This window comes from Streptomyces sp. NBC_00443, from assembly GCF_036014175.1.
In the GTDB taxonomy this organism is placed as follows: domain Bacteria; phylum Actinomycetota; class Actinomycetes; order Streptomycetales; family Streptomycetaceae; genus Streptomyces.
In genome coordinates this window covers 8,316,062-8,335,998 of the sequence record NZ_CP107917.1, presented here as the reverse complement: position 1 = coordinate 8,335,998, position 19,937 = coordinate 8,316,062, and the positions used below count along the sequence as shown (strand labels likewise).

The following is a 19,937-nucleotide window of genomic DNA, read 5'->3' as shown; positions in this document are numbered from 1 at the left end:
AGGCCTAGCGGGCCATCTCCTCCTTGAGCGCCGCCACGAACGCGTCCACGTCGTCCTCGGTCGTGTCGAACGCGCACATCCAGCGCACGACACCCGCCGCCTCGTCCCAGAAGTAGAAGCGGAACCTCTTCTGGAGGCGCTCGCTCACGTCGTGCGGGAGCTTGGCGAAGACGCCGTTGGCCTGCACGGGGTAGAGGATCTCGACGCCGTGCACGGCGCGGACGCCCTCGGCGAGGCGCTGGGCCATCTCGTTGGCGTGGCGGGCGTTGCGCAGCCAGAGGTCCTTGGCGAGCAGGGCCTCCAACTGCACCGACACGAAGCGCATCTTGGAGGCGAGCTGCATGGACAGCTTGCGCAGGTGCTTCATGTGGCTGACGGCGTCCTGGTTGAGGACGACGACCGCCTCGCCGAACAGGGCGCCGTTCTTGGTGCCGCCAAGGGAGAGGATGTCGACGCCGACGGCGTTGGTGAACGTCCGCATGGGCACGTTCAGTGAGGCGGCCGCGTTGGCTATCCGGGAGCCGTCCAGGTGCACTTTCATGCCGTGCGCGTGGGCGTGCTCGCAGATCGCGCGGATCTCGTCCGGCGTGTAGAGAGTGCCGAGTTCGGTGCTCTGGGTGATCGAGACGACCTGGGGCATCGCCCGGTGCTCGTCCTCCCAGCCGTACGCCTGCTGGTCGATCAGCTCGGGGGTGAGCTTGCCGTCGGGCGTGGGCACGGTGAGCAGCTTGAGGCCGCCCATCCGCTCCGGCGCCCCGCCCTCGTCGACGTGGATGTGCGCGCTCTCGGCGCAGATCACCGCACCCCAGCGGTCGGTGACCGCCTGGAGCGCAACGACGTTGGCGCCGGTGCCGTTGAACACCGGGAACGCCTCGGCGGTCGCGCCGAAGTGGCTGCGGACGATCCGCTGGAGGTTCTCGGTGTAGTCGTCCTCGCCGTACGCGACCTGGTGCCCGCCGTTGGCCAGGGCCAGGGCGGCGAGCACCTCGAGGTGGGCACCGGCGTAGTTGTCACTGGCGAAGCCGCGGACGTCCGGGTCGTGGTGGCGACGGGCGTCGGTCTTCGGAGGGTTCACGGCTTCTCGGTCAGCCACAGACGGTTTCCGTTCACTTCGGCGGCGGGCTTGTCCCAGACGCCGACGACGGCATCGGCCAGGTCCTTGACGTCCGTGAATCCCGCGAACTTCGCGTTGGGGCGGTCGGCGCGCATCGCGTCGTGCACCAGCGCCTTCACCACCAGGATGGCAGCCGCGGACGTCGGCCCCTCGGGGCCCCCGGCCTTGCGGAAGGCGTCGGCCAACGCGAGCGTCCAGGCCTCGGCGGCGGCCTTGGCGGCGGCGTACGAGGCGTTGCCCGCGCTCGGCTTCGACGCGCCGGCGGCACTGATCAGCACATACCGTCCCAGCTCGCTGCGCTGGAGGCCCTCGAAGAACGCCAGCGAGGTGTGCTGCACGGTGCGGATCAGCAGCAGTTCCAGGAAGTCCCAGTCGTCGAGACTCGTCTTGATGAAGGTCTCGCTGCCGCGCCAGCCGCCGACGAGATGGACCAGGCCGTCGACGCGGCCGAAGTCCTTCTCGATGCGGTCCGCCCAGTCGCGGGTGGCCTCACGGTCGAGCAGGTCGACCGTGTCCCCGACGACGGTGGCACCGCCGTGCGCGTAACTCGCCGCGTCCACGGCCTCGGCGAGCCGCTCCGGGTCGTTGTCCGAGCCGATGACGGTCGCGCCCGCCTCGGCCAGTCGAAGCAGCGCCGCCTGCCCGGCGGGTCCACCCGCGCCGGCCACCGCGATCACCGCACCGCTGAGAGCTCCGTTCCCCGCCATCTTCTTCGCCTCCTGCTGAGCTGTGTACTCGGTGCCGCGGTCGCTCACGCAGCGATCCGCTCGGCGCTGTCCGCCGTGATGCCCTTGGTGGAGGCGATCACGTTCTTGAGTTTCTTGGACAGGGCCTCATAGAACATGCTCAGCGGAAACTCGTCCGGAAGCACGTCATCGACGAGCTTGCGCGGCGGCAGGCTCAGGTCGAGGGCGTCGGGACCCTTGGCCCACTTGGATCCCGGGTGCGGGGAAAGGTAGGCGGAGACGAGCTCGTAGCCCGCGAACCAGTGGACGAGCTTGGGACGGTCGATGCCGTCGCGGTACAGCGTCTCGATCTCGGCGCACAGCTGGTTGGTGACCTGCGGGGCGCGCTGCCAGTCGATGAACAGCTTGTTGTCGGTCCAGCGGACGACGTCGTGCTTGTGCAGGTAGGCGAAGAGGAGCTGGCCGCCGAGGCCGTCGTAGTTGCGCACGCGCTCGCCGGTGACCGGGAAGCGGAACATGCGGTCGAACAGCACGGCGTACTGCACGTCACGGGCCTGCGGGACACCGTCGGCCTGCAGCTTCACGGCCTCCCTGAAGGCGGTGAGGTCGCAGCGCAGCTCTTCCAGACCGTACATCCAGAACGGCTGGCGCTGCTTGATCATGAACGGGTCGAACGGCAGGTCGCCGTGGCTGTGGGTGCGGTCGTGGACCATGTCCCACAGGACGAACGCCTCCTCGCAGCGCTTCTGGTCGTGGACCATCGCGGCGATGTCCTCGGGCAGCTCCAGGCCCAGGATGTCGACGGCTGCGTCGGTGACCCGGCGGAAGCGGGCGGCCTCGCGGTCGCAGAAGATGCCGCCCCACGTGAAGCGCTCCGGGGCCTCGCGCACGGCGATCGTCTCGGGGAAGAGCACGGCGGAGTTGGTGTCGTAGCCGGCCGTGAAGTCCTCGAACTTGATGCCGCAGAAGAGCGGGTTGTCGTAGCGGGTGCGCTCCAGCTCGGCCAGCCAGTCCGGCCAGACCATGCGCAGCACGACCGCTTCGAGGTTGCGGTCGGGGTTGCCGTTCTGCGTGTACATCGCGAAGACGACCAGGTGCTGGAGACCGTCAGCGCGGCTCGTGGCGGGCTGGAAGGCCAGCAGCGAGTCGAGGAAGTCGGGCACCTCGAAGCCGCCCTCGGACCAGCGGCGCAGGTCCTTCACCAGGGCCTCGTGGTAGGCGGCGTCATGCGGCAGCAGCGGGGAGAGCTCCACCACCGCGTCCACGACACGCCGTACGGCGGCCTCGGCGTCCGTGCGCTCGGGCGCGCCCTCGGCCTCGAAGTCGATCGACCCGTCCTTGGACTGCCATGGCCGGATCCGCTCCACGGCATCCTTGAGCACCGGCCACGCCGGGTGCTCCACCACCCTGGTCACAGGAGGAACCCGCTCCTCCGTAGCCGTCTGCACAAGAATTTCCGTCATGTCCCATCCTCCACGGGAGAACCTCGCGTATGGAGACCGTATACACACGAGGTTCCTCCCAGCAAGAGGAGAGCCGGGAAATTATCCTGTGCACCCCCATGGTCACCGCAACTTTTGCTGTTGGTCATCCTGATGGCGCATACCCCGTCCATGCGTGGGCATGCGCACGGATGAACAGGCGGGCCGCGGCGGCAGGTCAATCCCTGCGGGACTCGCCCACGGGCGGGTGACCATCGGGAGGGGTGCGATCCAGGCACGACATGTCCACTGCCGCAAACCCTGCGTACACGTGGGGTTCATCACGCGCCGGGGCCACTAGGCTGCGGATCTGCCGCGCGAACAGCCTCCTCCGGTTTGCGCGCACGCCGAGCCGCCGTCGACGGAAGCGAGTTGAACCTTGAACTTCCTTACCATCGGTCACCGCGGAGTCATGGGTGTCGAACCCGAGAACACCCTCCGTTCGTTCGTCGCCGCCCAGCAGGCCGGCCTCGACGTCATCGAACTCGACCTCCACCTGAGCAAGGACGGCGCCCTCGTCGTCATGCACGACACCGATGTGGACCGCACGACCGACGGCACCGGCGCGATCGCCGACAAGACCCTCGCCGAGCTGCGCGCCCTGGACGCGGGCCGCGGCGAGCGCGTCCCGGTCTTCGAGGAGGTCCTCGACGCCGTGAAGTCGCCCCTGCAGGCCGAGATCAAGGATGTCGCGGCGGCTCGGGCGCTCGCCGAGGTGATGACCAGGCGGGACCTGGTCTCCCGGGTAGAGGTGTCCTCGTTCCACGACGACGCCGTCGCCGAGATCGCCCGCCTCGTGCCCGGCGTGAGGACCGCGCTGATCGCCAGCCGCTTCGGCACCGACATCGTGGACCGTGCCGTCGAGGCCGGCGCGGCGACGGTCTGCCTCAACATCCGCCGACTGAACCTGGAGGTCGTGGAGCACGCCCGCAAGGCGGACCTCAGGATCATCGGCTGGGTGGTCAACACCCAGGACCACCTGCGGCTCGTACGGGCCCTGGAACTGGACGGCGCGACCACCGACTACCCGGAGATCAAGCGCACCGGCCGTTTCACGGCGTGAACGGCCACCGCATGAACGTCACGCCAGCTCCTTGACCAGCAGCTCGAACTGCAGGTCGGCGCGCTGTGGGATGCCGAAGCGGTCGTCGCCGTACGGGAACGGGGTCATCCGTCCCGTACGGCGGTAGCCGCGCCGCTCGTACCAGGCGATCAGGTCGTTGCGTACGGAGATCACGGTCATGTGCATCTCGGTGACGCCCCAGGTCGCGCGGGCCTGACGCTCCGCCTCCGTGATGATCACCTTGCCGAGGCCGGCGCCCTGGAGTGCGGGGCTCACCGCGAACATCCCGAAGTAGGCGTGGACGCCACGGTGTTCGAGCTGGCAGCAGGCCACGAGCTGCCCGTCCCGCTCGACGGTGAGCAGCCGGCTGTCCGACGACTTGATGACCGCAAGCACGCCCTCGGGGTCGGTCCGCTGGCCTTCCAGGATGTCCGCCTCGGTCGTCCACCCGGCCCGGCTGGAGTCTCCGCGGTAGGCGGACTCGATCAGCGCGACCAGCGTCTCCACGTCGGCGTCGGTGGCGTCACGGAACGTGAGTCCGTCGGCGGCGGCGGTCGCGGTGGTGTCCATGGGGGCTTCTCCACTTCTCGGGCACGACTCGGGCACCGCTGAGCGTAACGCGCCGCTAGGATCCCGCTGCATGGTGCACGTACTGAGCGGACGGACCCTGCTGCATCCCACCGACCCCGAGCGCTCCCGTGTCTTCTACGGCGAGCAACTGGGCCTGGCCGTCCACCGCGAGTTCGGAACGGGGCCGGAGCGCGGCACCGTGTACTTCCTCGGCGGTGGCTTCCTGGAGGTCTCCGGCCGTTCCGAGACCCCGCCGTCCCCGGCCGTCCGGCTGTGGCTGCAGGTCGAGGACCTGGCGGCGGCGCACGACGAACTGCGGGACAAGGGCGTCGAGATCGTCCGGCCGCCGGTGAAGGAGCCGTGGGGCCTCATCGAGATGTGGATCGCCGACCCGGACGGGACGCAGATCGTGCTGGTGGAGGTGCCGGCGGATCACCCGCTGCGGTACCGGCCCGGAATCTAGGACGGGTGCTCCCAGCCTCGGTCGGTGCGGGTCAGTTCCCGGAAGCCGGCCGAGGTCAGGCGGTCGGTCCTCGTGCCGTCGGCGGCCCGTTCACAGGCCAGGAGGCGGTCCACACCACACAGCCGCAGCCAGTCGGCCGCCCGACCGAGCAGTCGGTGCTCCAGGCCGCCCTCGCCGTACGTCGTCGGGTCGATGTGCAGGTTGCCCATGTCGGCGAGGCCCGTGCCGCGCGCGTGGCGTTCGGGGCGGGACAGGGACGTGTCGACCTCGATGAAGCCGAGGGCGCGCCCCTCGGCGTACGCCGTGAAGCACGTGCCGCACTCCCCCAGCGTGCGGTCGAAGGTCTCGCCGGGCCGCGGTTCGTGGGTCGGCAGGTCGGCCACGCGCGCGTTCAGGATCACCTCGGTGTCGCCGACGTGCCGGAAGCCCGCGCGCTCGTACAGGGCGCGGATGTGCGGCCAGGTGCGGGGAAGGCCGTAGACGGCCGGGCCGGGGAGCTCTCCGCTCGTGTGCCGGGCGCGTACGTTCCAGCGGGCCGGCTGGGCCAGGCAGGCGTTCATCAGCAGGTCGGCGGCCTCGTCGGAGTCCGGCAGGAAGGAGGCCGGCGGACGGCACACGAACCAGTCGGTCTCGCCGATGTCCCGGTAGGTCCCGCCCACCTCGTCGTCCGCCCGGTAGGGCAGCAGATGGGCGGCGACGAGGTGCTCGCGCTGCTCGGCGAACAGGGTCACGCGCTCAGCGACCCAGGGGTCGGTGATGAACTCGTCCGGCTGTCGCTCCAGAGCACTGACCACCGTGTTCACGGAGACGGAGATGCCGGGGACGACAGCGGCGACGTGCATGTTGATCAGTTCGGTGAGCTGGTCGCGGTCGGCACGGCGAAAGGGGCGCACCTGGAGCGCGGGCATGCGGGACCTCCGGTCGGAGAACGGTGCCGGGAGGCCGCCACGCGGTGCGGTACGGGGTCGAGGGTACGACGGCGACGGCGCCGGGCTCCCATGGATTCCGCCGGATGGCCGGGGCCCTGGGAGAGGATTAGCGTGCTGGAGGGGGTTTCCTGCGGGAGGAGCGCCATGAAGCTCGACAAGCCGGTGACCGGCGGGCCCTGCTGGACCGAGCTCGGGACCAGCGACGTGGCCGCGGCCCAGCGGTTCTACGAGGGGCTGTTCGGCTGGCGCGCCGAGACCGATCCGCGTCAGGAGGCGGGCGGCTACACGGTCGCGCACCTCGGTGAAGCGGCGGTGGCCGCGCTGACGCCGCTGTACCAGGAGGGGCAGCCGGTGGCGTGGAACGTGTCGTTCGCGGTGCGGGACGCGGACGCCGCCGCGGGGCAGGTGACGGAGGCCGGCGGCACTGTGCTGGTCGGCCCGATGGACGTGTTCGACGTGGGCCGCTTCGCGGTGGCCGTGGACCCGACGGGTGCGGTCTTCCAGCTCTGGCAGGCCCGGTCGTTCCCCGGCGCGGGGGTGCTCAGCGCACCCGGCGCACTGGGCTGGGTGGAACTGCTGACCCGGGCGCCCGAGCGGGCCGTGGAGTTCTACACGACGGTGTTCGGCTGGAGCGTCAACGCCTCGGAGCACTACACCCAGTGGGGCATCGACGGCGACGACTTCGGCGGCATGCTGACGATGGACGACAAGTTCCCGCACGAGGTGCCCGCGCACTGGCTGCCGTACTTCGCCGTGGTGGACGTGGACAGGATGGCGGCGGACGCGACCGAGGCGGGCGGCACCATTCTCATGGAGCCCACCTCCGTCCCCGACGGACCGCGGATCGCCGTACTGCGTGACCCGCAGGGAGCGGTGTTCGGCGTGTACCGAGCGGCCGACGAGAAGTGACACCGCCGACCGCACGCCCGGCGGACGTGGAGACCGCCCGCGGTCGGGTCAGCCGCGCAGCGCCCTCAGCTGGCCCTCCAGCCGGCCGAGCAACTCGCTGAGCAGAGAGGCCAGTTCGTCCTGCCCCTGTGGGTCGACGCCGGACAGTACGGCCGTCTCGTACGCGAGCTGTTCGGGCAGGATGCCGTCGACCAGGTCGCGGCCGGTGTCGGTGAGGCGGACATGGGCGACGCGACGGTCGCGGGTGTCGCCGCGGCGCTCCACCAGGCCGCGTTCGGTCAGCTGCTTGAGGCGTTTGGTGACGGCGGCGCCCGAGGAGAAGGTTTCCCGGGCGAGTTCGCTGGGGGTCAGTTCGTGGCCGGTGCGACGCAGCGCGCCGAGCAGGTCGAACTCGGGGCGGCTGAGGCCCGCCCGGCGCAGCGGGGCGTCCTCGGCCTGCTGGAGGAGGGCGGCACAGCGGTTGATGCGGCCGATGATCTCCATCGGGGCGGTGTCGAGGTCGGGGTGGACGGCCTGCCACTGCCGGACCACGGCGGCCACCGTGTCCCGTCTCGTCCCGGTCGGCCCGCCGTTCGTCGCCGTCATGGCCGTACGCCCTCCGTCGTGTCGCCTGTGCGCTGGTCCGGGCGCGGTCCCTGGCTACGCCCCGTGGCCGCGAGCGTACGGGGTCCTCTCCGCCCGGCGCGCACGACCCGCTGCCACCGCCGGTCCGGTACGGCCACCGCGGCGGCGAGGCCGAGCAGCGCGCCGACCAAGGTGTCCACGACCCGCTCGGTGATCAGCCGCCCGGGCTCCTGGAACCCGGCGAACTCGGTGATGAGCAGCGCCATCGGGGTCACGCAGACGCTGCCGAGCCAGTAGTTGCGGCTGATCAGCGCCTCGGCACCGAAGTTGAGGGCGAGGCAGCACAGGACGAGGGCGATCTCGCCGGTGTGGGCGAGTGGGACAAGTGCGGCGAAGAGGAGGACGCCCAGCAGGTTGCCGATGACGCGCTGGACGCCACGGCCCCAGGTGAGGGTGAGGTTCGCCTGGTACAGACACGCCGCGGTGACCAGGGCCCAGTAGGGGCGGCCGATCCCCAGGGCGAGCGAGGCGTATCCGGCGAGGGCGCAGCCGAGGGCGGTGCGTACGGCGAGCGGGGTCAGGGAGGCGAGGCGGTGCCACAACGGGACGGTGGGCGAGGTGAGTTCGGTTCCGATGTTCGTGAGGTCGTCCAGCTCCGGCACGGGCCGGGTGCCCCGCACCTGCCGGGCCCAGGTGCGCAGCAGCGCGGGGTCGGCGTCGGCGGGGGCGGCGAGGGCGACCTCGGCGCGCACTACGAGGCGTTCGAGCGCGCGGCGCGTCTCGGAGGCGCGGCCGGGGCGGCCGGGGCGGCCCGCGGAGAGCAGCGCCTGGCGCGCGGCGTGCACGGCGGCGGCAGCGGTGGCGTGGGCACGGGTTCGGTGGTCGCCCGGGCTACTCGGAGCGCCTGCACCGCCCGTCTCGGCATACGTGGCAGCCGCGCGCAGGGCACCCGCAGTGGCCCGCCGCTCCGGGCCGTGCGGTCGCAGCAGGCCCGGTGCCATGCCGACGAGCCAGGCCCAGGCGGCGGCCGTGGCGGCGAGACCGACGTGCCCGGGGATCTGGACGAAGGACTGCGGGGCGAACAGGGCGGCGGAGCTGATGAAGGTGAGCACCACGTTGCCCGGCGGACCGATACGGGTCGCGTCGCAGAGCACCTTCTGCACGGCGGCCAGTACCGCGCCGACGGTGACCAGTACGACGGCACTGCTGGTGAGCGAGGCCGCGACCAGCGCCGTGGCAAGGCCGCCGAGCATGCCGAGCGCGACCCATGCCAGGGCGCGGGCCCGGGCGGCGTAGGGGCGGTTGTGGGCGTAGAGCGCGCACAGGGATCCGGCCATCGTGTACATCGCCAGGTCCAGCCGGCCGAGGAGCAGCAGGGCGAGGTTGGGCGGGGCGACGGCGCCGACCACGCTCAGGGCGGGCTTGAACCAGATGTCCGACGGCCGGCCGAGACGCAGCACGCCGACGAGCGGATGGCGGCTGCTCGTACTCCTCACCAGTTTCATGCCCATCACCTTAGCAAGTGTTTTACTCGTAAATGATAGAGGTGATGCGGGGCAAGTGATGCGGTACGACCTGCCGTGCTCCGCCGAATGCTCCCCGCGTACACCCTTGCGCTCGCATGCGCGCCGGACGACCGGGGCATCGACGGACTGTCCGACACCGTCGAGCGGGAGGTGCGCGTGCACGGACCGGCTTCGTACGGCTGGCTGCTGGTCGCGCTGTGTGCGGCGACCGGGGCCTACTGCCTGCTGCGGATGCGCAGCCATGTCGAGGAGCAGCGCCGGGCCGCGGGCGGCGAGGCGCTGATGGGCTTCGGGATGGCGGCGATGGCGGTGCCTGCCGCGGTGTTCACGCCGCCGACGTGGGCCTGGCCCCTCTACGCCGCCGTGTTCGGCGCTGCGGCGCTGCAGGCCCTGTGGTCGGCACGTGCGAGCGCCCACCATCTGCACCATCTGGTGGGAGCCTCGGCCATGGTCTACATGGCGGTCGCGATGGCGGCCTCACCCGGCCGTCACGGCGGGCACGGCGATTTCGGCATCCCGCTCCTGACTGGCGCTCTGCTCCTGTACTTCACGGGCTACGTACTGCTGTCCGGTTTCCGTTTGGTGCCCGTGACCGTCACCGCCAGTGGCGGGGGTGGAGGCGTCGGATGGGGCGACCGGCCTGAGCTCGCGCGGGCCTGTCGGCTGTCGATGGGGATCGCCATGGTGGCCATGCTGCTGGCTCTCTGAAGTGCCGCATGGGGGGAGCGTGGTAGCGGCCGTACTCCTGTGCTGTGCCGTGCCCTGTCGATGACGCTCAGTGCGGCGGCCGCGTGGCAGGCGGTGCGCGGCCATGTGTTCGCCCCGGCGCCGAGTGCCGTGGTGGAGGCGTACGCGCTCGGGGTGAGCGGTCCGTGGGCGGTGACCACCGCGGTGACGCTCGCGTGCGGTGGGCTGTGGACCGTGGCGATGCTGGTGCGCGAGGTCGCACGCGTGCGTGCCCGGCGTCGGCGGCGAAGGATCGAACTCCTCGTGCGCGCCCCGCTGTTGCCCGGCGACACGACCGGGAACGACGGGCTGACGATCCTGGAGGGCGAGCGTTCGGACGCCTGGTGGCTGCCCGGGGCGGCACCGCGGCTCGTCATCACTACCGCCGCACTGCGCCGCCTGAAGGGGCGCGGCAACTGGACGCCGTACTCGCCCACGAGCAGGGGCACGCACAGGCCCGACACGACTGGCTGCTGCACTGCTCGGGTGCACCGGCTGGTCGAACTCGCCGCCGACGACACGGCGTCCCGCCGCTTCGGCTGGCTGCCGACGGCCCTCGCGCTGGTCGAACTCAACGAGGACCGGGGCGTGTTCAGCCCCTCCCCGATCGATCGGGCGCAGGTGCCGCAGCGGGTGCACCGGCTGCCGGCACCCCCGGGTCGGCTCACGGCCGACCGACGCCTCCGGCTGACGGCAGCCTGCCACGCTGGTGCCGGTGGTACCGGTACTGGTGGCGTTCAGCCGCGGTTGCGGGCGCTGGGATAACCGGGCCGGTTGACGGGTACCCGGATCCGTCCGAGGGGTACGTCCCGGGGACCGCCCGGTATTTACGGGGACGGCCCGGTACTCCTGTGGCGGGCGTCGCAAATGCATCCCCTGCATTGGCCTCTAGCCCCATCCGTCGGCGAGGATCGCACTATGCACACCCAGTCCGTCGAATCCCCGCCCCGCCCGCCGGCCGAGCGCAGGACCGTAGGCTGGGCCGGCGCCCTGGCCGTGGGCTCCACGCTGCTGCTCGCCCTGGTCGCGCTGCGGTGGCACCCGCTGATGGCCCTCGACAGCGACGTCGCGCGGACCACGCACCGCTGGGCGGTCGACGAGAGCGGCCTCACGCAGGCGTTCCGCATCCTGACGGACTGGGTCTGGGATCCGTGGACGATGCGCCTGCTGACGTTCGCGGTCGCGATCTGGCTGGTGTGGCGCAGAGCCGCGCGCTGGACGGCTGTATGGCTGGTGGTCACATGTGCGCTCGCCACACTGGCCCAGCAGACCCTGAAGGCCCTGGTCGACCGCCCGCGCCCTGTATGGCCCGACCCCGTCGACTCCGCCCACTACGCCGCTTATCCCTCCGGCCACGCCATGACGGCCACGGTGGTCTGTGGCCTCCTGCTGTGGCTCCTGCACCGCTACGGCGCCGACCGCGCCCTGTGGCGTACGGCCGTCGCCGTGACCGCGATCTCCGTGGCCGGCGTCGGGCTGACCCGGGTGTGGCTCGGCGTCCACTGGGCCACGGACGTCGTCGGCGGCTGGCTGCTGGGCGCGCTGGTCGTGGTGCTGGCGGTGCGTGTGCACATGCGGTGGCAGATGTGAGGGCACCGCAGCCGGAACGCCCCTACGGCTATGTGGGGCCGGCCGAGTTGTACGCCACCGTCCGGCCGGATTCCGAGGGCCGGGTCATGCGGTCGGCCGCGCCGACCTGGGTGCCTGGCTGGCGGAGTGCTCACCGGCCGAGCGGGCCGAACCCTTCACGTACGTCGTCGGCACGGACGGATGGCTGCGGCTCGCCGCCCGCCGGAGCGAGCATGTGGCGTGCGCCGGCGGCCGGGACGTCCTGGCCGCCGGTGAGATGCTGTTCGAGGCCGGCGCGGGCTGCCGGACAGCCGTGGAGATCAGCAACCAGTCCACCGGCTACTGCCCTGACCTCGACTCCTGGACGGCGGTCGCCCGCGCCCTGGACCGGGCCGGCGTCGGGCATCCCGGCGGGTTCACGCACGCGGTGGTGTTCCGGCGCTGTGAGGAGTGCGGTGAACGCGCCATCGTGCGCGAGGACGACTTCGTCTGTGTGTTCTGTGGCGGCGATCTTCCCGAGCAGTGGAACCTGGCCCCGTAGGATCCGCTCCATGACCGCCGTTCTGTTCGATTTCTCCGGAACCCTCTTCCGTGTCGAGTCCACCGAGTCCTGGCTGCGCGGAGCGCTCGCCGAGGCCCAGATGGAGCTCGCCGAGGCCGAGTTGGCCGAGGCCGCGCAGGCGCTGGAGGCGATGGGCGCCCTCCCGGGCGGGATTGATCCGTCGTGGCTGCCCGAGGACGTCGCGAGCGTCTGGGGAGTGCGGGACAAGAGCTCCGAGCTGCACCGGGCGGCCTACACCGGACTCTCCCGGCATGTGCCGCTCCCCGACGACCGGTTGCACGACCTGCTCTACGACCGCCATATGGCACCGGCCGCGTGGGGCCCGTACCCGGATGCCGCCGATGTGCTGGGGGCGCTGCGTGAGCGCGGCATCGGCGTCGGGGTGGTGAGCAACATCGGCTGGGATCTGCGGCCGGTGTTCCGGGAGCACGGTCTCGATGCGTATGTCGACGCGTACGTGCTGTCGTACGAGCACGGCATCCAGAAGCCCGACCCCCGCCTGTTCGAAGTGGCCTGTGCGGCGCTGGACGCCGATCCGCGCGAGGTCGTCATGGTCGGCGACAACCGGCGGGCCGACGGCGGCGCGGCGGCGCTGGGCTGTGCGGTGCACTTCGTGGATCATCTGCCGGCCGATCAACGGCCGGACGCGCTGCGGCCGGTGCTGGATCTCGTGGGGGCCGTCCCGCGCGCGAACGCCGGCGGTCCGCAGCAGAACAAGTAGCCTCCGGCCACCATCCCGGGACGCACGCCTGCCTCGGACGATCCCCCGCGTCGCCCGAGGCAGGCCGCAACACCGACCAGGCCCACCACGGGCCTGACCGGACGCGTTGAGTATAGTTGGCTGGCAGCCAGTCAACGCAGGAGTCCAGCATGTCCCCGCGCAGCGCCTCGGTCAATGAAGAGTTGCGGCGGCGTTCCCGGGAGCGGCTTCTGCAGGCGGCGGTGGAGCTGGTCAGCGAGCGCGGTTACGACGCCACCACGCTGGGTGACATCGCGGACAGGGCGGGCTCGGCTCGGGGCCTGGTGTCGTACTACTTCCCCGGCAAACGCCAGCTCGTGCAGTCCGCCGTGCACCGGCTGATGCACCGCACGCTGGAGGAGGCGCTGGAGCGCGAGCCGCGCACCGAGGACGGGCGGGAGCGGATGGCCAGGGCCGTCGACGCGATCCTGGGCCTGGCCCGGGACCGGCCGGTGCTGATGCGCCAGCACATGGCGGGAATCCTGCAGGCCGAGGGCTTCGTGCAGTGCCCGGAGCAGCGGCGCCTGGCCGAACTGCTGCGGGACACCTGCGTACGGTACGGCTCACCGGACCCGGACGCCGACTACCCGATGCTCCGCGCGCTGCTCATGGGCGCGGTCTACGCGGCGCTGGTGCCCGGGGTGCCGATGCCCGTGCCGGTGCTGCGGGCCGAGTTGTTCAAGCGCTACGGGCTGGACCGGGGGCTTGGAGTCCCGCCGGACTCGGGGGCCGTGCCCGGCGGGACGTGCGACACGGATCTGTCGCGGTTCTTCGCGACCGGGTCGGCGCCCGGCTGCCCTGAGGGTCAGTCGAAGTAGTCCGGCTGTGTCTGGACGTTGAGTTCACGCATGTGGACCCAGCGGGCCGGGGCCGTGCGCCGGTCGTCGATCTTCAGGACGTCGAAGCCCCGGGCGTACTCGTTGGAGTAGATGTAGCCGTTGTAGTAGTACGCCGACCACGAGCCGCCCGACTTGATCGTGTCCGTGGTCAGCGGGCCGCGGTCGAAGTAGGCGATCTCCTTAGGGTTGTCCGAGTCGGTGAACTCCCAGACGGAGACGCCGCCCTGGTACCAGGCCTGGACCATGATGTCGCGCCCCTTGACCGGGATCAGCGAGCCGTTGTGGGCGACGCAGTTCTCGGTGTCCGCCTGATGCCGGGGGATCTTGAAGTAGCTGCGGAAGACGAGCTTGCGCTTGTCGCCCTTGCCTACGATGTCGTAGATGCCGTCGGCGCCGCGGTCCGGGCCGATCTGCGCGTTGCAGGTGGCCGCGCTGCCGCCGCCCAACTCGTCGGTGAAGACGACCTTGTCGGCCTTCTGGTTGAAGGTCGCCGAGTGCCAGAACGCGAAATTCACGTCATCCCTGACCTGGTCGATGACCTTCGGGCGCTCCGGGTCCTTGATGGACAGCAGGATGCCGTCGCCCATGCATGCGCCGGCGGCCAGGTCCTTCGAGGGCAGCACCGTGATGTCGTGGCAGCCGGTGGTCTTGCGGACGCCGCCGGGCGGACCCGGGTTGCCGCCACCGTCCGGACCCTCACCGGGGAAGAGCACCGGGAAGTCCACGACCGCCGCCTTCTCGGGCGCGTGGCGCGGCACCTTGATGATGGAGATGCCGTCGTGCGGCGGCCGGCAGTCGGGGTAGCCGGCGTCGGGCGAGTACGAGGAGACGTAGACGTAGACGTTCCTGCGCTCGGGCACCAGGGTGTGGGTGTGGGAGCCGCAGGCGGTCTCGACGGCGGCGACGTACCTGGGGTTCTTCTTGTCGCTGATATCGAAGACCTTCATGCCCTCCCACGAGGACTTCTCGGTCGCGGGCTGGGTGGTGCTGTTGCAACTGCTGTCGCTGCGCGAGGAGTCGGTGGACAGGAACAGCAGGTCACCGGAGACGGAGACGTCGTTCTGCGAGCCGGGGCACAGGACCTGGGCGATGGTCCTGGGCGCCCTCGGGTTGCTGATGTCGAACACGTTGAAGCCGTCGTAGTTGCCGGCGAAGGCGTACCTGCCCTGGAAGGCGATGTCCGAGTTGGTGCCCTGGAGCGCGTCCTTGGGGACGTGGGCCAGGTGCTGGATGTTGTCGGAGTGGACGATCTCGTTCTGGCCGGGTATCTCGCCGTCCGCGAGGGCCTCGCGCACCTCGGCCCGGGTGCTCTCGGAGACCTCCTTCTCCGCGACGGGGCCGTCCCCCGGGTCGGGGGTCGCGACAGCCGGCTGCGCGGTGAGCAGCGCGGCCAGGAGCCCGGCGGCGGCGGCAGCACCTGCCAGGCGTCTGCGTCGCGTTCTGGGATTACTGAACAGGATCACTGTTTTCCTCCCTTGTGCCGTTCGCACTGGAACGGTTCACGCACGCCCGAGTATCGTCTTCATCATGCACATTTCAAGAGCGGGCAATAGACATGTAACGAAAGCGCCTTGCCGCCGGGCACGCTTCGCTACGGCCTCCCTGGCCGCCCTGACCGTGCTCGTGCTCGGCGGCTGCGACTCCGGTTCCGACGCCAAGTCGTCCTCACAGAGCGGGCCTTCGGTGATCGTGCCGGGCAAGCCCGGAGAGTCGAACCGGGTGCTGTCCGCCGAGGATGCGGCACAGCAGCGCGCCGAGGACGACTCCCCCAACTCGGCGGACGTCTCCTATGCGCGGATGATGATCGAACACCACTCCCAGGCCCTGGAGATGACCGAACTCGCCCCGGACCGGGCCGAATCGGCGCAGGTCAGGAAGCTCGCCGAGCGCATCGGCGCCGCGCAGGGCCCGGAGATCAGCGCCATGAAGGGCTGGCTGAAGAGCCACGGCAAGACCGAGAAGAGCGACCGCCACGAGCACGGATCGATGCCCGGCATGGCGACCGAGGCACAGCTGGAGAAGCTGCGGGCCGCGCGGGGCAAGGCGTTCGACCAGCTGTTCCTCACTCTGATGATCACCCATCACGACGGGGCCGTCACCATGGCCACCGACGTGAAGGGGCAGGGCAACAACATCCAGATCGAGGAGATGGCCGACGAGGTGGTCGCTCAGCAGACGAGTGAGGTCACGCGGATGCGGGACATGCTCTGACGGCCCCGGCCCCGGCCGCGGCTGCGGCTCCGGCCGCCACGTCCGCCGGAACGGCTGCCGCCGGGGCCGCGCTCAGCGGCGGGCCCGGCGGCGGGTCAGGAAGCCCGCGTCGCGCGCCTGCCCGATCAGCCTGAGCGACTTCCGGCGGTCCTGCCCCGTCGCGCGCATCACCGCGAGGACGGGGTCGACGCCCTGCTCCTGGGCCGCACGGTACTTCTGTGCCACCAGCCACTGCCCCTCGACGCCCCGGGGCCAGGCCGGCACGACCAGACCGGACACGGCGTCCTCGCCGTCCTCACCGTCCGCCCCGGACCCGGCCCCGACCCCGCACGCCTCGGAGAGCGGAGCCTCGATCCAGTCGGCGAGCGCCGCGAGGTCGTCGAGGGACAGCGCCGGCTCGGCCCGTACGTCCTCGATGGAGACGCACCCCTCGGACGCCACGGCGAGCGCGTCGACCCGGGCACCGTCACCGAACTCGAGCCGGACCCCGAACCACACAGTGGCCCCGGCGTCGTCCCGCACTTCCCACGCGGGCCACACGGACACGGCACCGTCCGTCGCACGGCGATCGGAAAGATTAAGAAAGGATGCTTCCAGCACACACGCAACGTAACCGCATGATCACATTCCATACGAACGAACACGCATCCCGTACGGCGCACAGCACCCTGTCAGCGGAGCGGAAGCGGTGCGATGCTGGATTCGAGAGCGACTCCTGAAGACCTCGAAGGTACCTCGGACAAGGAGTTCCGCCGTGCTGCATGTCGCCGTGGTCGGCTCCGGGCCGAGCGGGTGCTACACCGCCCAGAGCCTCGTACAACAGGACCCCGACGTCGTCGTCGACGTCCTGGACCGGTTGCCGTGCCCGTACGGCCTGGTGCGCTACGGGGTGGCTCCGGACCACGAGAAGATCAAGTCCCTGCAGAACAATCTGCGGACCGTCCTGGAGCACGAGCGGGTGCGGTTCCTCGGCGGCGTGCAGATCGGCCCGGACGGGGTGCCCACGACCCGGTTGCGGGAGCTGTACCACGCCGTCGTCTACTGCGTGGGCGCGGCCACCGACCGGCACCTCGGGATTCCCGGCGAGGACCTGCCGGGCAGCTGGTCGGCGACCGAGTTCGTGTCCTGGTACAGCGCCCATCCGGACGCCATCGACGACGGCTTCGTCCTCGGCGCGCGCTCGGCGGTGGTCATCGGCCTCGGGAACGTCGCGGTCGACGTCACGCGGATGCTCGCGCGGGGCACGGCCGAGCTGAGCCCCACCGACATGCCGCAGGCGGCACTCACCGCCCTCGCCGCGAGCCGGGTGACCGACATCAGCATGGTGGGCCGACGCGGCCCCTCGCAGGCCCGCTTCACCACCAAGGAGCTCCGCGAGCTGGGCACCCTGCCGGACACCGAAGTGACCGTGGATCCGCAGGAGCTGGCGATCGATCCGGCCTACGCCGACCCCTCCGCACTGCCCGCCCCGCAGCGCCGCAACGTGGCGGCACTGCGCGGCTGGGCCGAGGCCCCGGCACAGGACGTCGGCCACCGGATCGCGCTGCGCTTCTTCCTGCGCCCCGTCGAGCTCCTCGCCGACGCCGGGCGCGTGGGCGCGGTCCGCTTCGAGCGGACGGCACCCGACGGGCAGGGCGGGGTGACGGGCACGGGCCGGTACGAGGACATCGAGGCCCAGTTGGTGCTGCGTTCCGTCGGCTATCGCGGAGTCCCCCTGGAGGGCCTGCCGTTCGACCCCGCGACCGGCACGGTCCCGCACCTAGCGGGCCGCGTCCTGCGCGAGGGCCTGGTCGCGCAGGGCGAGTACGTGGCCGGCTGGATCAAGCGCGGCCCGACGGGCGTCATCGGCACCAACCGTCCGTGCGCGAAGGAGACGGTGACGTCGCTGCTGGAGGACGCCTCCGCACTCGCGCAGAGGGAGTTGCCCGAGGATCCGCTCACGGCACTGCGCGCCGAGGGGATCGAACCGGTCGAGTGGCAGGGCTGGTGCGCGATCGAGCGGGCGGAGGTGGCGCTGGGTGCGTCGCTGGGCAGGGGTGTGGTGAAGCTCCCCGACTGGGAGTCGCTGATGAACGCCGCGCACAGCAACGAAGCAGCAACACCCCCGTAATCAACACTCTGTTCAAGGAGCCTACGGTCTCGCCCATGACCGCAACCGCACCCGTGCACCCCGTCGACGAGATCCCGCCCAAACGCCAGTTGGCCGCCTTCGGCCTGCAACACGTCCTCGCCATGTACGCCGGCGCCGTCGCCGTCCCCCTCATCGTCGGCGGCGCGATGAAGCTCCCGCCCGCGGACCTGGCGTATCTGATCACCGCCGACCTCCTGGTGTGCGGCATCGCCACGCTGATCCAGTGCATCGGCTTCTGGCGCTTCGGCGTACGGCTGCCGATCATGCAGGGCTGCACCTTCGCCGCCGTATCGCCGATGGTGCTCATCGGCACCACGGGCGGAGGACTCCCCGCGATCTACGGCTCGGTGATCGTCGCGGGCCTCGCGATCGTGCTGCTGGCGCCGGTCTTCGGGAGGCTGCTCCGGTACTTCCCTCCCCTCGTCACCGGCACCGTGATCCTGATCATCGGGCTGTCGCTACTGCCGGTCGCGGGCAACTGGGCCGCGGGCGGCGCCGGTTCGGCGGACTTCGGGGAGCCCGGGAACCTCGCACTCGCGGCGTTCGTCCTGGCGGTAGTGCTCGGGGTGCAGCGGTTCGCGCCGGCTTTCTTGAGCCGGATCGCGGTACTGATCGGCATCGTGGTCGGGCTCGCGGTGGCGGTGCCGTTCGGGTTCACGGACTTCGGCGGGGTCGGGGACGCCGACTGGGTCGGGATCAGCACGCCGTTCCACTTCGGGGCGCCCACCTTCGAGTTCTCGGCCATCGCGTCGATGCTGGTGGTGGCGCTGGTGACGATGACCGAGACGACCGGTGACCTGATCGCCGTCGGCGAGATGACGGACCGCAAGGTCGAGCCGCGCTCCCTTGCGGACGGCCTGCGCGCCGACGGCCTGTCGACCGTGCTGGGCGGCGTCTTCAACACCTTCCCGTACACGGCGTACGCACAGAACGTGGGCCTCGTCGGCATGACCCGCGTGCGCAGCCGCTGGGTGGTCGCGACCGCGGGCGGGATCCTCGTGCTGCTCGGCCTGCTGCCCAAGCTGGGCGCGGTGGTGGCGGCGATACCGGCTCCGGTGCTGGGCGGTGCGGGCCTCGTGATGTTCGGAACGGTGGCGGCCAGCGGCCTCAGGACTCTCACCCAGGTGGACTTCAGGGGCAACAACAACCTGACGGTGGTCGCCGTTTCCGTGGCCATGGGCATGCTGCCGGTCGGTGTGCCGATGGTCTACGAGAAGTTCCCGGACTGGTTCCAGACGGTGATGAACAGCGGGATCAGCGCGGGCTGTCTGACGGCGATCGTGCTGAACGTGCTCTTCAACCACCTGCCCGCGAAGGCCGCTTCGGACGGTTCGCGCGGTTCAGGCGGTTCAGCGGATTCAGGCGTTGAGCCGGACGGCCTGTCTGGCGGCGGCGTCGAGAAGGGCGTCGAGAAGTCCCGGGAAGAGACCGTCTAGGTCGTCCTTGCGCAGGCCGTTCATCTTGGCCGTGCCGCGGTAGACCTGCTGGATCACACCGCTCTCGCGCAGCACCCGGAAGTGATGCGTGGTGGTGGACTTGGTCACGGGCAGGTCGAACTGCGAACAGGAGAGCTCGTCGCCGACGGCGGCGAGCTCTCGCACGATCTGCAGCCGCATCGGGTCGGACAGCGCGTGCAGCACGCCTTCCAGACGGATCTCCTCGCGCGCCGGGTGCGGGAGGTCACGGCTGCTCACAGCGGGGCTGGTCACGGCGGCTCCACTTCGTCGGGTTCCCGCCCTCGGGATTCCCGGGCTCGGGTTTCCCATTGTACGAGACCCCTCGTAGTTTGACACCTGCCGTACTACGATGCTTATCGTACGAGTCGACCGCTGGTCCCCGTGACGAATGGAGTCCG

21 protein-coding genes and 1 pseudogene are annotated in these 19,937 nt (G+C 70.8%); 12 read left to right on the top strand and 10 right to left on the bottom strand.

Annotated features, from left to right (window positions below):
* Positions 1–4: 4 nt before the first annotated feature.
* The 3 genes from OHO27_RS37955 to OHO27_RS37945 are packed head-to-tail and all read right to left on the bottom strand — an operon-like array spanning position 5 to position 3,263.
* Positions 5–1,075 carry a threonine aldolase family protein gene (locus tag OHO27_RS37955; protein WP_328429459.1) on the bottom strand — a complete coding sequence of 357 codons (1,071 nt, stop codon included), beginning with the start codon at positions 1,073–1,075 and terminating at the stop codon, positions 5–7.
* Positions 1,072–1,821 (bottom strand): SDR family NAD(P)-dependent oxidoreductase, encoded by a 750-nt coding sequence (locus OHO27_RS37950; protein ID WP_328430670.1) that lies wholly within the window; start codon positions 1,819–1,821, stop codon positions 1,072–1,074. Before OHO27_RS37950 ends, OHO27_RS37955 begins: the two co-directional genes overlap by 4 nt.
* Positions 1,822–1,865: 44 nt before the next feature.
* Entirely contained in the window at positions 1,866–3,263 is a 1,398-nt protein-coding gene (locus OHO27_RS37945) for a DUF6421 family protein (RefSeq protein ID WP_328429458.1), read from the bottom strand.
* A gap of 397 nt (positions 3,264–3,660) precedes the next feature.
* On the opposite strand from OHO27_RS37945, the gene OHO27_RS37940 reads away from it, so the two are divergent.
* Complete coding sequence (locus OHO27_RS37940) at positions 3,661–4,344, top strand: glycerophosphodiester phosphodiesterase (protein ID WP_328429457.1); 684 nt, start codon at positions 3,661–3,663, stop codon at positions 4,342–4,344.
* Positions 4,345–4,362: 18 nt separating this feature from the next.
* On the opposite strand, the gene OHO27_RS37935 is transcribed toward OHO27_RS37940, so the two are convergent.
* Entirely contained in the window at positions 4,363–4,914 is a 552-nt protein-coding gene (locus OHO27_RS37935; protein ID WP_328429456.1) for a GNAT family N-acetyltransferase, read from the bottom strand.
* Positions 4,915–4,984: 70 nt separating this feature from the next.
* Here OHO27_RS37935 and OHO27_RS37930 point away from each other — a divergent pair, with 70 nt between their 5' ends.
* Positions 4,985–5,377 (top strand): VOC family protein, encoded by a 393-nt coding sequence (locus tag OHO27_RS37930; RefSeq protein ID WP_328429455.1) that lies wholly within the window; start codon positions 4,985–4,987, stop codon positions 5,375–5,377.
* Here OHO27_RS37930 and OHO27_RS37925 read toward each other — a convergent pair.
* Complete coding sequence (locus OHO27_RS37925; RefSeq protein WP_328429454.1) at positions 5,374–6,285, bottom strand: N-acetyltransferase; 912 nt, start codon at positions 6,283–6,285, stop codon at positions 5,374–5,376. The two genes, OHO27_RS37930 and OHO27_RS37925, sit on opposite strands and share 4 nt — an antisense overlap.
* A gap of 165 nt (positions 6,286–6,450) precedes the next feature.
* On the opposite strand from OHO27_RS37925, the gene OHO27_RS37920 reads away from it, so the two are divergent.
* The gene (locus OHO27_RS37920; RefSeq protein WP_328429453.1) at positions 6,451–7,215 is read left to right on the top strand and encodes a VOC family protein; all 765 of its coding nucleotides are present in this window, start codon (positions 6,451–6,453) and stop codon (positions 7,213–7,215) included.
* A 48-nt stretch (positions 7,216–7,263) separates the two neighbouring features.
* Here the strand turns inward: OHO27_RS37920 and OHO27_RS37915 are convergent, their stop codons facing one another.
* Positions 7,264–7,800, bottom strand: coding sequence for a MarR family winged helix-turn-helix transcriptional regulator (locus OHO27_RS37915; protein WP_328429452.1), 537 nt, complete (start codon positions 7,798–7,800; stop codon positions 7,264–7,266).
* Positions 7,797–9,284, bottom strand: a complete 1,488-nt coding sequence (locus OHO27_RS37910) for an FUSC family protein (protein ID WP_328429451.1) — start codon at positions 9,282–9,284, stop codon at positions 7,797–7,799. The genes OHO27_RS37915 and OHO27_RS37910 overlap by 4 nt, the downstream gene beginning before the upstream one ends.
* Positions 9,285–9,461: 177 nt before the next feature.
* Between OHO27_RS37910 and OHO27_RS37905 the strand changes: the two genes are divergently transcribed.
* The 6 genes and pseudogenes from OHO27_RS37905 to OHO27_RS37880 all read left to right on the top strand — a co-directional run bounded on the left by OHO27_RS37905 (position 9,462) and on the right by OHO27_RS37880 (position 13,719).
* Positions 9,462–10,013, top strand: a complete 552-nt coding sequence (locus OHO27_RS37905; RefSeq protein ID WP_328430669.1) for a DUF5134 domain-containing protein — start codon at positions 9,462–9,464, stop codon at positions 10,011–10,013.
* Positions 9,910–10,796, top strand: a pseudogene (locus OHO27_RS37900) (M48 family metalloprotease). The gene OHO27_RS37905 and the pseudogene OHO27_RS37900 overlap by 104 nt, the downstream one beginning before the upstream one ends.
* A gap of 153 nt (positions 10,797–10,949) precedes the next feature.
* Positions 10,950–11,621 carry a phosphatase PAP2 family protein gene (locus OHO27_RS37895; RefSeq protein WP_328429450.1) on the top strand — a complete coding sequence of 224 codons (672 nt, stop codon included), beginning with the start codon at positions 10,950–10,952 and terminating at the stop codon, positions 11,619–11,621.
* Between the two features lie 214 nt (positions 11,622–11,835).
* Entirely contained in the window at positions 11,836–12,141 is a 306-nt protein-coding gene (locus OHO27_RS37890; protein WP_328429449.1) for a hypothetical protein, read from the top strand.
* 10 nt (positions 12,142–12,151) lie between these two features.
* A complete protein-coding gene (locus OHO27_RS37885) occupies positions 12,152–12,883 on the top strand; it encodes an HAD family hydrolase (RefSeq protein WP_328429448.1) in 732 nt (243 codons plus the stop codon).
* A gap of 149 nt (positions 12,884–13,032) precedes the next feature.
* Positions 13,033–13,719, top strand: coding sequence for a TetR/AcrR family transcriptional regulator (locus OHO27_RS37880; protein WP_328429447.1), 687 nt, complete (start codon positions 13,033–13,035; stop codon positions 13,717–13,719).
* Here OHO27_RS37880 and OHO27_RS37875 read toward each other — a convergent pair.
* On the bottom strand, positions 13,707–15,203 hold the full coding sequence (locus tag OHO27_RS37875) for an LVIVD repeat-containing protein (RefSeq protein ID WP_328429446.1): 1,497 nt from the start codon (positions 15,201–15,203) through the stop codon (positions 13,707–13,709). The two genes, OHO27_RS37880 and OHO27_RS37875, sit on opposite strands and share 13 nt — an antisense overlap.
* A gap of 64 nt (positions 15,204–15,267) precedes the next feature.
* Between OHO27_RS37875 and OHO27_RS37870 the strand changes: the two genes are divergently transcribed.
* Positions 15,268–15,951, top strand: coding sequence for a DUF305 domain-containing protein (locus OHO27_RS37870; protein ID WP_328429445.1), 684 nt, complete (start codon positions 15,268–15,270; stop codon positions 15,949–15,951).
* 72 nt (positions 15,952–16,023) lie between these two features.
* Here the strand turns inward: OHO27_RS37870 and OHO27_RS37865 are convergent, their stop codons facing one another.
* Positions 16,024–16,497 (bottom strand): DUF6214 family protein, encoded by a 474-nt coding sequence (locus tag OHO27_RS37865; protein WP_328429444.1) that lies wholly within the window; start codon positions 16,495–16,497, stop codon positions 16,024–16,026.
* 208 nt (positions 16,498–16,705) lie between these two features.
* Between OHO27_RS37865 and OHO27_RS37860 the strand changes: the two genes are divergently transcribed.
* Together OHO27_RS37860 and OHO27_RS37855 are read left to right on the top strand one after the other, a co-directional pair.
* A complete protein-coding gene (locus OHO27_RS37860; RefSeq protein ID WP_328429443.1) occupies positions 16,706–18,061 on the top strand; it encodes an FAD-dependent oxidoreductase in 1,356 nt (451 codons plus the stop codon).
* Between the two features lie 35 nt (positions 18,062–18,096).
* On the top strand, positions 18,097–19,518 hold the full coding sequence (locus tag OHO27_RS37855; RefSeq protein ID WP_328429442.1) for a nucleobase:cation symporter-2 family protein: 1,422 nt from the start codon (positions 18,097–18,099) through the stop codon (positions 19,516–19,518).
* On the opposite strand, the gene OHO27_RS37850 is transcribed toward OHO27_RS37855, so the two are convergent.
* Positions 19,441–19,791, bottom strand: a complete 351-nt coding sequence (locus tag OHO27_RS37850; RefSeq protein ID WP_328429441.1) for an ArsR/SmtB family transcription factor — start codon at positions 19,789–19,791, stop codon at positions 19,441–19,443. The genes OHO27_RS37855 and OHO27_RS37850 overlap by 78 nt on opposite strands.
* Positions 19,792–19,937: the final 146 nt, after the last annotated feature.